Annotated in this window: 16 protein-coding genes; 15 read left to right on the top strand and 1 reads right to left on the bottom strand. The window is 35.6% G+C overall.

Translation table 11 applies throughout. The features are described from left to right. Nucleotides 1-36 precede the first annotated feature (36 nt). Complete coding sequence (locus IPM14_07005; protein ID MBK9097868.1) at nucleotides 37-1,866, bottom strand: PQQ-binding-like beta-propeller repeat protein; 1,830 nt, start codon at nucleotides 1,864-1,866, stop codon at nucleotides 37-39. A gap of 209 nt (nucleotides 1,867-2,075) precedes the next feature. Here IPM14_07005 and IPM14_07000 point away from each other — a divergent pair, with 209 nt between their 5' ends. The 15 genes from IPM14_07000 to IPM14_06930 all read left to right on the top strand — a co-directional run bounded on the left by IPM14_07000 (nucleotide 2,076) and on the right by IPM14_06930 (nucleotide 14,992). Continuing rightward, nucleotides 2,076-3,059: a MoxR family ATPase gene (locus IPM14_07000; GenBank protein MBK9097867.1), complete on the top strand. Its 984-nt coding sequence runs from the start codon at nucleotides 2,076-2,078 to the stop codon at nucleotides 3,057-3,059. A gap of 50 nt (nucleotides 3,060-3,109) precedes the next feature. Further along, the gene (locus tag IPM14_06995) at nucleotides 3,110-3,985 is read left to right on the top strand and encodes a DUF58 domain-containing protein (protein MBK9097866.1); all 876 of its coding nucleotides are present in this window, start codon (nucleotides 3,110-3,112) and stop codon (nucleotides 3,983-3,985) included. Then, entirely contained in the window at nucleotides 3,979-4,929 is a 951-nt protein-coding gene (locus tag IPM14_06990) for a hypothetical protein (GenBank protein ID MBK9097865.1), read from the top strand. The genes IPM14_06995 and IPM14_06990 overlap by 7 nt, the downstream gene beginning before the upstream one ends. Before the next feature lie 4 nt (nucleotides 4,930-4,933). Further along, nucleotides 4,934-5,917 (top strand): VWA domain-containing protein, encoded by a 984-nt coding sequence (locus IPM14_06985; protein ID MBK9097864.1) that lies wholly within the window; start codon nucleotides 4,934-4,936, stop codon nucleotides 5,915-5,917. A gap of 3 nt (nucleotides 5,918-5,920) precedes the next feature. After that, on the top strand, nucleotides 5,921-6,961 hold the full coding sequence (locus tag IPM14_06980; protein MBK9097863.1) for a VWA domain-containing protein: 1,041 nt from the start codon (nucleotides 5,921-5,923) through the stop codon (nucleotides 6,959-6,961). Then, nucleotides 6,958-7,680, top strand: coding sequence for a tetratricopeptide repeat protein (locus IPM14_06975; protein MBK9097862.1), 723 nt, complete (start codon nucleotides 6,958-6,960; stop codon nucleotides 7,678-7,680). The genes IPM14_06980 and IPM14_06975 overlap by 4 nt, the downstream gene beginning before the upstream one ends. Beyond that, nucleotides 7,677-8,435, top strand: a complete 759-nt coding sequence (locus tag IPM14_06970; protein ID MBK9097861.1) for a BatD family protein — start codon at nucleotides 7,677-7,679, stop codon at nucleotides 8,433-8,435. Before IPM14_06975 ends, IPM14_06970 begins: the two co-directional genes overlap by 4 nt. An 11-nt stretch (nucleotides 8,436-8,446) precedes the next feature. Beyond that, nucleotides 8,447-9,547 carry a protein BatD gene (locus IPM14_06965; GenBank protein ID MBK9097860.1) on the top strand — a complete coding sequence of 367 codons (1,101 nt, stop codon included), beginning with the start codon at nucleotides 8,447-8,449 and terminating at the stop codon, nucleotides 9,545-9,547. Continuing rightward, nucleotides 9,540-10,322, top strand: a complete 783-nt coding sequence (locus tag IPM14_06960; GenBank protein ID MBK9097859.1) for a tetratricopeptide repeat protein — start codon at nucleotides 9,540-9,542, stop codon at nucleotides 10,320-10,322. The genes IPM14_06965 and IPM14_06960 overlap by 8 nt, the downstream gene beginning before the upstream one ends. Before the next feature lie 100 nt (nucleotides 10,323-10,422). Beyond that, nucleotides 10,423-11,568, top strand: coding sequence for a M48 family metallopeptidase (locus IPM14_06955; GenBank protein MBK9097858.1), 1,146 nt, complete (start codon nucleotides 10,423-10,425; stop codon nucleotides 11,566-11,568). Beyond that, nucleotides 11,565-12,266 (top strand): 1-acyl-sn-glycerol-3-phosphate acyltransferase, encoded by a 702-nt coding sequence (locus IPM14_06950; GenBank protein MBK9097857.1) that lies wholly within the window; start codon nucleotides 11,565-11,567, stop codon nucleotides 12,264-12,266. Before IPM14_06955 ends, IPM14_06950 begins: the two co-directional genes overlap by 4 nt. 112 nt (nucleotides 12,267-12,378) lie before the next feature. Next, the gene (kdsB, locus tag IPM14_06945) at nucleotides 12,379-13,146 is read left to right on the top strand and encodes a 3-deoxy-manno-octulosonate cytidylyltransferase (protein ID MBK9097856.1); all 768 of its coding nucleotides are present in this window, start codon (nucleotides 12,379-12,381) and stop codon (nucleotides 13,144-13,146) included. After that, on the top strand, nucleotides 13,143-14,108 hold the full coding sequence (locus IPM14_06940; GenBank protein ID MBK9097855.1) for a pyridoxal-phosphate dependent enzyme: 966 nt from the start codon (nucleotides 13,143-13,145) through the stop codon (nucleotides 14,106-14,108). The genes kdsB and IPM14_06940 overlap by 4 nt, the downstream gene beginning before the upstream one ends. Before the next feature lie 49 nt (nucleotides 14,109-14,157). Beyond that, complete coding sequence (locus tag IPM14_06935) at nucleotides 14,158-14,589, top strand: HIT family protein (protein MBK9097854.1); 432 nt, start codon at nucleotides 14,158-14,160, stop codon at nucleotides 14,587-14,589. Beyond that, on the top strand, nucleotides 14,582-14,992 hold the full coding sequence (locus IPM14_06930; protein MBK9097853.1) for a cobalamin B12-binding domain-containing protein: 411 nt from the start codon (nucleotides 14,582-14,584) through the stop codon (nucleotides 14,990-14,992). The genes IPM14_06935 and IPM14_06930 overlap by 8 nt, the downstream gene beginning before the upstream one ends. Nucleotides 14,993-15,013 lie beyond the last annotated feature (21 nt).

Genomic DNA, 15,013 nt, shown 5'->3' with positions numbered 1-15,013 from the left:
TCATCACTATACGCAATAAGCCTCACAAATAGAAGATTAAGGAGATAATCTCAACAGTGTAAGTCTCCCGTCATAATCAGTGACGAGACAATTCCAATTTATTTCTGTAAGAGAAATTACCGGTGCCAAACCACCACGGAAAAATTTTTCTGCTTTTAATTTTGGTTTTATTCTATATACCCATCCATCACTAAAACTGACAAATATATTCTCTTTAATAACTAGCAAATCAGTTATTGATTCATTGCCCTTGTCAACGGGAAGTTCAATTTCACTTGTTACTTTTCCAAGTTTGGTGGAAACAGCGACAATCTTATTTTTTGCAGTGGGAAAAAGCAACTCCTGCTTCTTGTTTGTTCTTATTATTCCATTTGCAAAAATGTTTTTGATATCCCACTTTACCATCCCAAGGAGTGCATCAACACAATAGAGATTACCTGAATCATCAATCAGAAATAAATCCTTGTATTTTATAAACATCTTGTTTTGGTTTGTCAACTTTGATTTTCCACCAATTCTCCATCCAGCTTTCGCAGCTTCAATTTTCCAGATTAACAATCCATTGTTTGCACTACGGCAGTAAACAGTTCCAAGGTTATCATAAAAGAAAATTTTATTATCTGAAGATATAATCAAAGATGCAATGCTTATATCGGAGCTCATTTCCGAAATATGTTCTACCCAGATAGGATCGAGTGAAAACAGTTCATAGCAATAAAGATTTCCGTAAACTGTCCCGACGATCACACTTTTAACAATCGTGCTTTGCTCTTCTAAATCGATAACAGAAATCCCCGAAGTAATTTCTTCTCCAATACCTATTATCTGATTTGGACTGCCGCTGTTTTTATTTAAAGTGATTATATCTCCATCATCAGAGGCAATAACTAACAAATCACTTTCGATGTCCGGTTGATTGCTTATTTTTTCATTTGATTCAAAGTGCCAAATCTCCCTTCCTGAATAATCAAGACAGAGAACTAATCCATTTTTTGATACACTATAAATGTTTTTTGAATCATTCACAGAGGAAGTTATTGTAGTTTTATTTTTATTGAATGACCAGATTTTACTTCCTGCAGAGCCAAAACGAACTGGTTCTTTTGATTCACGAAGTAGTGATTTGGAGAAAATTGATCTTACAATTTCAGGCTTCACTTTTTTCTTAATGTCTTCACTGAGAATCTTTTTAATATGGATTGAATCCTTATTAGTTGAAACCAGTAAATAACCCCAACCTTCCTTCCTGTTTAAGTATAATCCTTCTAACATTGATTTATTGCTGAAAGATTTATCCTCTTTCCCAACAAAAGAAAATATTCTCATATTCAATGTCTTTTCAAAAAACTGGTTGCTGTTTATTGCACTTTGCAGAGGGAAATACGAGAAGGTCATTAATTTTGAAACTTGAGATGAATTTAGTTTTTCATCTAGCCAGGACAATAATTCAGCAGTGATATATTTTTTATTTGAATATGTCGTTAGCATAGTATTAAGTCCAACCAGCGAAATGTTTTTGCCAACTACGATCTGTTTATCGTCACCCCAGAACAAGGAAATCTCAAAGCCTTTCCCTTCACTGAGGAGATAATCATTTTCTCCACCAACAACAAAATAGGGGACAGTTAAAGCTTCAAGAATTTCCTGTGCCCAGATAAATTCATCAATCTTCCCACTCGAAGTTATGTTACCGATTACTACAACCTGAACTATGTCTTGCTTTTTATTAATATCTTCGACAACATCGATGAGATTCATAGCATTACTTTGCGGACCGATTTCAGGATTGCTGATGACCGCAATCTGATTTACCTGCGCAAAGCTTAAACGCAAACCAAGTAACAATATTGATATAATAATTTTCATCTCTGCAAATTTAATTATATTGTTGTTTAGACTACCTGTCCGAACGGCATTTAGTCCGATGGATCTACATTTGGTAATTAGGTCAATAATTATTGGTCACAGTGTAATTTCTTGATTAAAAAACGCAACATTTATAAGTTTGCCCCCGTCTAATCATTCATTTTTATTTCCTTAATTTTTCACACTATTTAATAATTAAGAGGTTTACAGTGGATATTGCTCAGTTGAACGAAAAAATAAAGCAGGAAAGTGCTTTCATAGATTTGCTTTTTTCTGAAATCGGAAAAGTTATTGTCGGTCAGAAAGAAATGGTTGAAAGACTTGTAGTTGGTTTGCTGGGAAACGGGCACATCCTTCTTGAAGGTGTTCCAGGACTTGCAAAAACTCTCGCGATTAAAACTCTTGCATCAGCAATGAAAGCAAAGTTTCAGCGAATACAATTTACACCTGATTTGCTTCCCGCAGATTTAATTGGAACTCAGATTTATAATCAGCGTGATGGAAATTTCTTTATCCGTAAAGGACCAATCTTTTCAAATTTTATTCTTGCTGATGAAATAAACCGTGCACCTGCAAAAGTGCAAAGTGCTTTGCTTGAAGCAATGCAGGAACGACAGGTAACCATTGGTGAGCAAACTTTTAAACTTGATGAACCATTTCTTGTTTTAGCAACACAAAATCCAATTGAACAGGAAGGAACTTATCCGCTGCCCGAAGCTCAGGTTGACAGGTTCATGCTTAAAGTGAAGATTACATATCCAAACAGAAAAGAAGAACTTGAAATAATGAGGCATAATATCAATGAAACTATGGGAACTCCGAATCCTGTTATCACTCCCGCAGATATTTTAAAAGGCAGGCAGCTTATCCATGAAGTTTACATCGATGAAAAAATTGAGAAGTATATCCTGGATATTGTTTTTGCAACACGCAAACCGAAAGAATTCGGACTTGAAAAATTAACTGAATTAATTAGTTACGGTGCATCACCGAGGGCTTCCATAAATCTTGCACTTGGTGCGAAGGCGATGGCATTTATTAAAAGAAGAGGTTACGTTATTCCTGAAGATGTTCGTGCGATTTGCTACGATGTTATGAGACACAGAGTCGCAGTTACTTATGAAGCTGAAGCTGAAGAAATAACTTCTGAATCAATCATAAGTGAAATATTGAATAAAGTGGAAGTACCGTAATGATGGAAAATGTCTGATGGCAAATGGAAGATGGATAAGGATGCAGTCAAATGTTAACTAAAGAATTATTAAAACAAGTAAGACAAATTGAAATTCGTACTAAAGGACTTGTCAACCAGGTTTTTTCTGGTGAATATCATTCTGTGTTTAAAGGAAGAGGAATGGAATTTTCTGAAGTTCGTGAATATCAATTTGGTGACGACATCAGAAATATTGATTGGAATGTTACCGCACGATTTGGACATCCATTCATAAAAATATTTGAGGAAGAAAGAGAACTCACAGTTATTTTAATGGTTGATCTCAGCGGATCTCAGATGTTTGGCTCACTCTCGAAAACAAAACAACGTGTCGCAGCAGAACTCAGCGCAATTCTCGCTTTCTCTGCTTTAAAAAATAATGATAAAGTTGGCTTGATACTTTTTACTGATAAAGTTGAAAAATTTGTTCCACCGCGAAAAGGAAATTCTCATGTATTAAGAATTGTGCGTGATGTACTCTCATTCGAACCTGAAGGAAATAAAACGAATCTACGTTCAGCACTTGAGTTTATGAACGGAGCAATTAAAAAACGCTCGATAGTTTTTTTGCTTTCAGATTTTATGGATGAAGGTTATGAAAAAATCCTTCGGGTTGTTGGAAAGAAACATGATCTTATCGGAATCGTTCTGGATGACAGACGAGAATCTGAAATTCCAAAGATCGGATTAATCAAATTGACGGATGCAGAAACAAATGAAGAACGATGGATTGATACAAGCAGCCAAGGTGTGCAGGCAGCACTTCGGAAAAGAAGACAGGAAATTCAAACAAAACGAAGATCATTGTTTATTACAAGCAGACTAGACAGTGTATATGTTCAGGCCGGAGAAAATTATATAGCTCCACTGATAAACTTTTTCAGGATGCGCGAGAGAAGATGGTAAATGCTTCGGTAAAATATTTCATTATCCTGTTCTTGCTGAGTATCAATTTATCGGCACAATCAATATCAGCACTTGCTTCAGTGGATTCAAGCGATTACCTTGTTGGCGATTATATCAATTACACATTGGAAATCAGAGCAGAAAAGGATATTGAGATAATAAATCCATTCTTCAGGGATTCTTTAAAACAAGTTGAGATTTTAAAAGAAATCCCAACACAAAAAAAAGAGGATGAGAATATAAAATCATCAACTTTTGGTTACACAATTTCTTATTACGATTCTGCAGTGATTACACTCCCGCCCATTGCAGTTCAATATAAGACAAAGGGAAGTAATGACGTAAAAGTTGTGCTTTCAAATCCTGTTACATTTACGGTTCATACAGTTCAGGTCGATCAGCAGGCAGAAATTAAAGACGTAAAAGAGCCACTAACAATTCCACTTGACTGGAAATTTATTTTGTTGATTGCGATTATTGTCCTGGTTGTGCTGGCAGTTGCATACTATCTCTACAGAAGATATAAAAAGAAAAAAGCTGAGCAACCAGTAATTAAAAAAATTATAAAAATTCCTGCACACGTAAGAGCATTAAGTGCATTGGATAATCTTGAAAGAGAGCAACTGTGGCAGAAAGGCAGAGTGAAAGAGTATCATTCAAACATCACTGGTATCATCCGCGGATATTTTGAAGAACGATTCAAACTGCCTGCACTGGAGCTAACGACTTCAGAACAAATGCAAAAGCTTAAAAGAGTTCCTTCAGCCAAAAATATTTTAAGCATCACAAATGAGTTTTTGAATAATGCAGATCTCGTTAAGTTCGCAAAATTCCAGCCGATGCCTTCAGTTAATGAAACGATGATGAAGCAAGCAAAAGAAATTGTAACTCAAACTATTCTAAAGGAAAGTGCAGTTGTCGAAGAAGAGGTCCAGAATGTTTGACAGAATTACTTTTGCGTATCCGTGGGTTTTGTATTTTCTTCTGATTATCCCTTTGCTAATTGCCTGGTATATTTTTAAAGGAATGAAAGTACAATCGTCCGTCAAATATTCATCATTAAATATTTTTAAAGATGTTCCTACAACTTTGCGTGAGAGATTCAGACACGTTCCTTTTGTAGTCAGATTGATTGCAGTCGGATTATTGATTATAGCTCTTGCACGACCGCAAAGTTTTACATCCGGTGAGAATGTTGTGACTGAAGGAATTGATATCGCGATGGTTCTTGACATATCAGGAAGCATGCTTGCGGAAGATTTTAAACCGAATCGATTGGAAGCAGCAAAAAATGTGATCGATGAATTTGTTCAGGGAAGAACATCCGACCGAATTGGTCTTGTTATTTTTTCAAGAGAAGCTTTTACACAATGTCCTTTGACAATTGATTATAATGTTATGAGGAATCTGTTGCTCGATATCCGGACTGGAATGATTGAAGACGGAACTGCAATTGGAAATGGAATTGCGAACGGTGTAAACAGACTAAAAGAAAGTGATGCAAAAAGCAGAATTATTATTCTTCTCACTGATGGCGTTAACAATGCCGGCGAAGTTGATCCGAGAAGTGCTGCAGACATTGCTAAAGCTTTTGGAATAAGAATTTATACCATCGGAGTTGGAACAAGAGGCGAAGCTCCGTATCCGGTTCAAACACCTTTTGGAATTAGGTACCAAATGGTTCCAGTTGAAATTGATGAAACTTTATTAAAAGAAATTGCTAGCATAACAGGTGGACAATATTTCCGTGCGACTAATAACCGCGCACTGGCTGAGATTTATGAAAAAATAGATAAGCTCGAAAAAACAAAAATTGAAATCACTTCTTATAAAAATGCCAGTGAAAAGTATCATAGCTGGCTTTGGGGTGGTTTATTACTTTTACTAGTAGAACTCGGATTATCACGAACTATTTTTAGAAAGCTGCCGTAAATCATGTTCCGTTTTGCACATCCTGAATATTTAAATTTACTTTATCTGCTGCCAGTTCTAGTTGCAGTTTTCTGGTATGCTGGCAAAAACAGAAAAAAACTTCTTCAAAATTTTGCGGATAAGGAATTACATAAAACTTTATTCCCGACTGATAGCAATCTAAAGAGATGGGCTAAGTTTGTTTTGATACTATTAGCTTTAGCTTGTCTCATATTTGCTGCAGCTAATCCTCAAGTCGGAACAAAGATGCAGGAAGTTAAGCAAACTGGCATTGATGTCTTTATTTTACTGGACGTTTCAAATAGTATGCTCGCTGAGGATATTAAACCTAATAGGCTGGAGAAAGCAAAGTATCAGATTTCAAATCTTATAAATAAACTTCGAGGGGACAGGATCGGATTAATTATTTTTGCCGGACAAGCTTATGTCCAGATTCCGCTGACTACTGATTATTCCGCAGCTAATCTTTTTCTTTCAGCGGTTGATGTAAATTCCGTACCGACACAGGGAACTGCAATTGCAGCAGCTATAAATCTTGCAACTGCATCCTTTGATACATTGAGTACCCAAAAAGTTATCATCACTATCACTGATGGAGAGGACCACGAAGGTGATGTGCAGAAAGCTGTTGAGAATGCAGTATCAAGAGATATAAAGATTTTTACTATCGGACTTGGTTCGCAAGCGGGAGTTCCAATTCCTATCTACAACAATAGAAGTCAGTTAGTTGGATTTAAAAAAGATGGCACCGGGAACACAGTACTTACCAGGTTGGACGAAGATGTACTGAAGAAAATTGCTTACGATGGTAATGGTCAATATTATCGGGGAACAAATTATGAGGATTATCTTGATAAAATTTACACTGAATTATCTGAATTGGAGCAGACTGAGTTTGGTGTTAAAAAAGTCACTGACTACGAAGATCGATTCTATTATTTTTTGATTCCGGCGTTAATACTATTGTTATTGGAATTATTTATATCGGAGAAAAAATCACCATTGTATGCAAGATTAAATAAGAAATTAGGATTGGAACAATGAGAATACTAATAAATTTTTCATTACTGATTATAATATTCTTCACAACGTTTACCTTTGCTCAATCTACCAGAGGATTAATTAATGAAGGTGTTGATTTATACAATGAAAAAAAATTCACAGATGCTGAAGTAAATTTTAAGAAAGGTACTGAATCAGCTCCCGAAAGTTTTGAGGCTAAATTTAATCTCGGAGATGCATTGTATAAACAGGAGAGATATGAAGATGCGATAAAATCTTTTCAGTCTGCGCTAGTAAATGCGAGGAATGATCAGGACAGAGCAAAGATATTTCATAATGTTGGCAACTCACTGCTCAAATCACAAAAAATAAAAGAGAGTATTGGTGCTTACAAAGAAGCGCTGAAACTAAATCCGAATGATCAAGAGACAAAATACAATCTCTCTTATGCTTTAGAAATGTTAAAGAATCCTGATCAGCAGCAGCAGCAGAATCAACAGAACGAGCAGAATAAAGACCAGCAGCAAAAACAAGATCAACAGAATCAGGATCAACAGAAACAAGATCAGCAGCAGAATCAACAAGAACAGCAAAATCAGGAGCAGCAACAACAGCAGCAATCTCAACAGCAAAAAGAGCAGGAACTTACCAAACAGGAAGCCGAAAAGATTTTAAATGCATTAAAAGAGAATGAAAAGGATCTGCAAAAGCAATTAAGAAAAGTACGTGGACAGCGTGTTAAAACGGAGAAAGACTGGTGATAAAAAAAGTCAAAAGTCAAAAGTCAAAAGTCAAAATTGAAAGCGCAGTTCGCTCGATACTTTTTACTTTTATCTTTTTTCTTGGCCTGCTTTCTCAAAGCTTTGCTCAGGAATTTACCGCTTCGGTTAACGAAACTACCGTTGCTGATAATGAAAGATTTCAGGTAACGTTTACTTTTTCTGGTAAAAGCATAAATAATCTGGCAAAGTTTTCTCCACCATCATTTGAAAATTTTTTGATTCTGTCCGGTCCCAACCAATCAACAAGTATTCAGATTATTAATGGTGCTCAATCTGCTTCGTTGAGTTATAGTTTTGTAGTCCAGCCAAAAAGTGTTGGCAATTTTACGATTGGTTCAGCAAGTATTGAACAGGAAGGAACTACTTACAAATCAAATCCGATTAAAATATCAGTAGTCAAAGGTCAGGATAAGCCCAAGCAGAAGCAGCAAAATGATTCTGAAATTTCTGAGTCTGAGATTTCTAAAAATTTATATATCAGAGCGAGCGTTGATAAAACAAGAGCGTTCAAAGGTGAACAGATAACGATTGTCTATAAACTTTATACACGACTGAATATCGCTTCACAGATGGGAGTGAATAAACTTCCACAGTATCAGAATTTCTGGGCTGAAGAATTGGAAACTTCGGGCAACATCAACTTTACAACTGAAGTCGTCGATGGAAAACAGTTCAGAGTTGGAGTTCTTAAAAGAGTCGCACTTTTTCAACCCAAACAGGATCTCTTGAAGTAACTCCTCTTGAGTTGACAGTGCCGATTCAAATACAGAAACAGCGGAGCGGTAAAAGTATCTGGGATGATTTTTTCGGTGATCCGTTCGGCAGATCAGAAATTTATGAATTCAATGCAAAGTCCAACATAGTTAAAATCCAGGTTGATCCGTTACCTGAAGGACAACCGGATTCATTTAAAGGTGCAGTAGGGGATTATCGTTTCGATGCAAAGTTGAATACTGCAACTGTAAAATCAAACGAACCGGTGACTCTGAATATTGACATTACCGGAACAGGAAATATTAAACTGCTTGAAATGCCGGAAATAAATCTTCCAAATGGTTTTGAAAAGTATGAACCAAAAATTAATGAGCAAATCAATCGAAGTGGAAAAGTTTCGGGAAGTAAATCAGCAGAATACTTACTCGTTCCAAGAGTTGTTGGTATTCGGGACATTCCACCGATTGAATTCTCCTATTTCGATGCTTCCAAAAAGAGGTATATAACCATCAAATCAGAACCATTCAAGCTTGATATTAAACCGGGTGATAAGCAGGTATCAACTGAGTTTGCGGGAAAGGAAGATATTAAACAGCTTGGTGAAGATATTAGATTTATTAAGTCTTCATTCGGTGATATTAAAAAGAAAGAAGATAATATAATTGGTTCGACCGGATTCATAATCGCTGGAGCGCTGCCATTCCTGCTCAGTTTGACAGTCATTGTATGGAAGAGAAGATACGATAAGCTTCACGGAAATGTTGTCTTACTTAGATATCAGAAAGCTCAGAAAATAGCAAAGACGCGATTGAAATCTGCAAATCAATTAATGGCCTCGCAGAATTTCAAAGAGTTTTATACTGAACTCTCAACTGCATTATTTGGATATCTTGAAGATAAACTTCACATTCCTAAATCAGAATTCACAATCGATCGTGCTGCTGATGAATTAAGGAAAAGAAATATATCTGAAGAGCTTGTTTCAAATCTCAAAGCAAGTGCAGAAAAATGTGAGTTTGTTCGTTTTGCTCCGGGCGCTGAAAAATCAGCTGCGATGAAAGAAATGTATGATGAAATTGCAGTTGTCATTATTAATATCGAAAAGAATTTTGTTGGAAAGAAAAATGCTTAGCTCTCACGATAAATTTTTCAGACAACTTTTCTTTTACTTGAATATCATTTTAGTATTTACAGGTGCATTATATTCACAGAATGTAGATGAGCTGATGCAGCAGGCAAGTAACCATTACAGAAACGGTGAGTTTGATAAAGCAATCGTGATATACAAACAATTGAGACAAGATAACTATGAAGGATCTTCTCTTTACTATAATCTTGCCAATTCATATTATCGGATTGGTAAGCTTGGTTATGCTATACTAAATTATGAACGGGCTCTTAAACTCACACCTTCCGATGAAGATGTAAAACACAATCTTGCATTTGCAAACCTGAACACAGTGGATCGAATTCAACCCCTGCCGACCTTTTTTCTTTTTGAATGGTGGGAATCATTGCTCGCTTCGCTATCGATTAATGGATGGACGTACACTGTTTTCATTTTTTATATGCTGCTATTAGTGCTGATTGTGATTTATTTCTTTGCAAAAACTATTTCACAGCAAAAGTTAATTCTTTTTTCCGGATTAGGAGTTCTGGTTGTACTAATTCTTACCATTTCACTTCTTATTGTAAAAATCAACAGAGAGCAGACTGTCATTGGAGGTGTAGTAATTGAACAATCAATTACTGTGAAAACTTCACCTGATTCCCAAAGTACGGATGCGTTTGTAATCCACGAAGGATTAAAGGTCAATCTGGAAGATCAGCTCGATGAATGGATTAAAATCAGATTAGCGGATGGGAAAGTCGGCTGGATTGAAAAAACAGCTGTTGAGAGAATCTGACCAATTCATTCCTGCTCTTTTTTCTTCCAATACCAGCCAATCGTTTAAAGCTAAAATAGATTCATTGCTTACCTAAACCCCTTTAACTATTTTTGTTTTGATGGATGCAAAAAAATATAATAATATTAAACTTGCAATTGGAATAGGCGAGGGAATTGTTTCCTTCATTTTACTTTTATTATTTGTATCACTTAGTTACAGTTTGCAGCTTGAAAATTATCTCTCAGGTTTCATAGAAAGCCAATACCTGCTTTTTATCGTTTTCATTCTGGTAATTGGTTTTGTCGGTTCTGTAATATCATTTCCGGTAAGCTGGTATTCTGGTTTTCATCTCGAACATAAATACAAGCTTTCAAACCAGACTTTTCTGAAATGGATTTGGGAAGGATTAAAAGGGTTGATTGTATCGCTGATAATCGGAATCCCAATTCTACTTACTTTCTACTACATACTAAATACTTTTTACTCTCTCTGGTGGCTGCCATTTTCAATCATAATGTTTTTTATTTCAGTTGTTCTTTCTCAGATATTCCCAGTCTTGATTTTTCCAATCTTTTATAAGGTTACTCCAATCGATAACAATGATTTGAAAAACAGAATTAGATCACTAGCCACGAATGCACGAATTAAAGTCGAGAACGTTTATAAATTCAATATGAGTAAGAACACAAAGAAAGCAAATGCTGCATTCACGGGTCTCGGAAAAACTAAGCGCATTATTTTAGGTGACACATTACTCGATAATTACAGCACAGAAGAAATTGAAACTGTCATTGCTCATGAACTGGGTCATTATAAAAAAAAGCATATAGTAAAAAATATTCTTATAGGTACAGCCTCGTCGTTCCTTACACTTTTTCTGATTGCAATATTGTATGAAAACTCAATAACCTGGTTTGGATTTGATTCTATCACTCAAGTTTCAGCAATTCCTTTACTCGCACTATGGTCAATGCTGATTGGAATAATTCAAACTCCGCTAGGAAATATTTTGAGCAGGAAATTTGAATACGAAGCCGATGAATATGCAATTCAGGAAACAAAGAATCCTGTTGCATTTATAAAAACACTCGAGAAATTAACTGACCAGAACCTTGGTGATAAAGAGCCACATCCATTTGTTGAGTGGTTTTTCTACAGCCATCCATCAATTAAAAACAGGTTAAAAGCGATTGAGAATTTTGCAATCAGAAATTCTATTCCGATGAGGCCGGCGAAGGAAATAATTCTGGAAACTAGTTCATGATCACAACTCTGAAACTTTTCTTAATTGTAATTCATACCTTCATCTGCTCAATCTTTGCAATGATCTTTGCAATCGTTGACAGAACACACACTCTTTATTTCAAATTATCAAAATATTTTTCTGGCGGTGTGCTCTGGTTAAGTGGAATAAAATTAGAGATTACCGGTATTGAGAATCTTGATAAAAAGAAAACTTATGTCTTTGTATCAAATCACTCCAGCCAATACGATATTGTTGTTCTTCAGAAAACGATACCAAACAGAATGGCGATGATCTTTAAAAAAGAGTTGGCTAAAATTCCATTTTTTGGCTGGCAGCTTGCAATGGGTCCGTACGTAATGATCGATAGAGAAAATTATGAAAAGGCTTTGAAAAGTATTGATGAAGCAAAACAAAAAATGGAAAAGCAAAACATCTCTATCGTAGTATTCGCAGAGGGAACACGAAGTAAAACCGGTGAGATTCAACCATTCAAAAGAGGTGCATTCAGACTTGCCACGCAGGTTGGTTATCCGATCATACCGACAACGATTGTTGGTTCAAATAAAATAATGCCCAAAGGAACTTACAAACTTAGAAGAGGAACAATAAAAGTACATTTTGATAAGCCAATTGAATCAATTGGAAGTGTTAATCGTCAACAGGAAATAGATTTGATGAACAGAGTAAGAGAAATAATAATTGCAAATCATGTTTGATCTTCTATTCAAAATGAAGAGTATGTCATTCCTGCGAAAGCAGGAATCCAAAATTAGATTCCGGATCTTACATCGTTTGTCGGGAATGACAATTTATATTAATTAAATTTTTATGATTATTGGAGTTATACCCGCTCGTTTTGCATCGACCCGTTTGATGGGGAAACCACTTGCCGTAATTGGTGATAAACCAATGCTTCAGCATACTTATGAAAGTGCAAAAAAATCAAAACTTTTAGAGAAAGTAATTCTTGCAGTTGATGATGCAAAAGTGGCTGCTGTTGCCAGAGGTTTTGGAGCAGATGTTATTGAAACTCCAAAAGATATTGCAAGCGGTTCGGATAGGATTGCATTTGTATCAAAAATCTACAAAGAAGCAGATATTGTTGTAAACATACAGGGAGATGAACCTTTTATTCAGGGAGAAATGATTGATCAGGCAATTGAACCATTATTGTTCGACAAGTCAATTGAAGTTGCAACTTTAATAAAGCTTATCAGCACACTTAAAGAACTAAAATCGCCTGACGTCGTAAAAGTTGTTTTTGACTACAACAATTTTGCTCTTTACTTTTCACGTGCACCTATTCCTTTTACAAGAAATGCAGTTTCTGATTCAGCGGCAATCGAGATAACGGATTACTACAAGCATATCGGTTTGTATGTATTCAGAAGAAAAGCACTATTGAAATTTGTAACACTGAAGCAAACAGACTTAGAAAAAACTGAAATGCTTGAGCAATTAAGAATGCTGGAAAACGGAATTAGAATTAAAGTCGTGGAAACTGAATTTGAAAGCATCAGTGTTGATACTCAGGAAGATTTGAAAAGAGCGAGAACCTACTACAAATGGCTTCAAAAGAGAGCGAAAGAAAAATGAAAATACCTGAGAAAATTAATTTAGCTCATCTACCAACTCCATTGGAACAAGTTCAATTCAGAGATAAAAATTTTCTGATTAAGAGAGATGATTATACAGGTTCTGATTTTCTCGGGAATAAAATCAGGAAACTTGAGTATCTGCTTTATGAAGCTAAACATTACAAATCTGATATTATTTTCACTTGTGGCGGTGATCAATCAAATCACGCAAGAGCAACTGCTTCTGCAGCGGCAAGAATCGGACTTAAATCAAGATTATTTCTTTGGGGAAAAGAAAAGAAAATTCCTGATGGAAATCTTTTTCTCAACAAAATTTACGGTGCTGATATTGTCTATCTGAACAAGAAAGAATTTGAAGAAGTTGATGATATTATGACTGAGGAAAGAAAAAAGTTCGTCAAAAAAGGGAAACGTGTTTACGTAATTCCGGCCGGCGGTTCTTCAACATTGGGAATTTGGGGCTACATAAATTTTATTAATGAACTAAAAAAACAAATCAATTTAAAAAATATTGAAGGCATTTTCTGTGCTTGCGGGTCAGGTGGAACTGCCGCAGGACTTTTAGTTGGAGCTGCACTGAATAAAATAAAATTAAAAATCTTTGCTGTTAACGTTCTTCATCAAAAAGATTCCATTACAAAAAAAATACATCAGCTTGCAGAGGGTGCAGTGCTGGATTTCAAACTTTCCTGCAGTATAAATGTTGATCATCTGGAAATTATTGATGGGTACTCTGAAGAGGGTTATAAAAGTATTAGCGAAAGTAAACTAAAGCTCGTAACTGATTTTGCACGGCCAACAGGAATTTTACTGGATCCGACTTATACCGGAAAAGCTTTCTACGCATACAATGATTTTGTACTGAACAAGAATAATGGTAAAAAGATTGTTTTTCTACATACCGGAGGCATTTACGGTTCGTTCGTCAAGCGAAATGAATACTTAAGATTCAAGTCTTAAGAGGAAATTATTATTGTCTTAAAATTTAATAAGCAGTATTTTTGAAAGTATGGAATGCATCTTTTGTAATATTAAAGAGCGGAAAGCCGAAGCGGAAATTATTTTTGAAGATGAAAACATTTTAGCCTTCCTCGATATTCAGCCTGTCAACTTTGGTCATACTCTGGTAATTCCCAAAAAACATTATGACAATTTTCTAACAGTTCCAAAAGATGAAATTGATAGGTTAATACATGCAACTCAGTTCATTGCTGGAATAGTTAAGAGGAGTTTAAATGCGGATGGTTTTAATGTCATTTCGAATAATGGAAATTCTGCAGGACAATCAGTTTTTCACTTTCATTTTCATATCATTCCGAGATTTAATCAAGATTTTACCTTGAAACCTGTAGTCAAATCTTATAGCAGTGGAACGATGCAGGAATATGGTAATAAAATTCGTTCGTTCATAAGTAAATACAAGGATATCTATAATGGATAAAAAAATAAGAGTGCTTGTTGCAAAAGCAGGTTTGGATGGTCACGATCGTGGTGCCAAAGTAATTGCAGCAGCATTACGTGATGCAGGAATGGAAGTTATTTACACCGGATTACGGCAAACGCCGGAGATGATTGTTGAAGCAGCAATTCAGGAAGATGCTGATGTAATTGGAATAAGTATTCTTTCTGGTGCTCATATGACAATCCTTCCCAAAATAAAAACACTTATGAATGAAAAAGGTCTCGATGATGTTTTACTGACCGGAGGTGGAATTATTCCGGAAGAAGACATCAAGAAATTAAGAGATATTGGGGTTGGTGAATTATTCACGCCCGGCGCATCCACAAAAAACATAGCCGAGTACATCAAAGAGTGGAGAAAACTTAATCCACGTCAAAATTAGTTTTTTCTTTAATCAATTTCA

The sequence above is a fragment of the bacterium genome, from assembly GCA_016716565.1.
Taxonomy (GTDB): domain Bacteria; phylum Bacteroidota; class Ignavibacteria; order Ignavibacteriales; family Ignavibacteriaceae; genus IGN2.
This window is presented reverse-complemented; position numbering and strand designations above follow the sequence as displayed.

Coding starts and splice junctions, on each gene's coding strand:
- IPM14_06975 (MBK9097862.1), top strand. CDS start 6,958: ATGAGAATACTAATAAATTTTTCATTACTGATTATAATATTCTTCACA.
- IPM14_06995 (MBK9097866.1), top strand. CDS start 3,110: ATGTTAACTAAAGAATTATTAAAACAAGTAAGACAAATTGAAATTCGT.
- IPM14_07005 (MBK9097868.1), bottom strand. CDS start 1,866: ATGAAAATTATTATATCAATATTGTTACTTGGTTTGCGTTTAAGCTTT.
- IPM14_06940 (MBK9097855.1), top strand. CDS start 13,143: ATGAAAATACCTGAGAAAATTAATTTAGCTCATCTACCAACTCCATTG.
- IPM14_06960 (MBK9097859.1), top strand. CDS start 9,540: ATGCTTAGCTCTCACGATAAATTTTTCAGACAACTTTTCTTTTACTTG.
- kdsB (MBK9097856.1), top strand. CDS start 12,379: ATGATTATTGGAGTTATACCCGCTCGTTTTGCATCGACCCGTTTGATG.
- IPM14_06935 (MBK9097854.1), top strand. CDS start 14,158: ATGGAATGCATCTTTTGTAATATTAAAGAGCGGAAAGCCGAAGCGGAA.
- IPM14_06990 (MBK9097865.1), top strand. CDS start 3,979: ATGGTAAATGCTTCGGTAAAATATTTCATTATCCTGTTCTTGCTGAGT.
- IPM14_06980 (MBK9097863.1), top strand. CDS start 5,921: ATGTTCCGTTTTGCACATCCTGAATATTTAAATTTACTTTATCTGCTG.
- IPM14_06955 (MBK9097858.1), top strand. CDS start 10,423: ATGGATGCAAAAAAATATAATAATATTAAACTTGCAATTGGAATAGGC.
- IPM14_06950 (MBK9097857.1), top strand. CDS start 11,565: ATGATCACAACTCTGAAACTTTTCTTAATTGTAATTCATACCTTCATC.
- IPM14_06930 (MBK9097853.1), top strand. CDS start 14,582: ATGGATAAAAAAATAAGAGTGCTTGTTGCAAAAGCAGGTTTGGATGGT.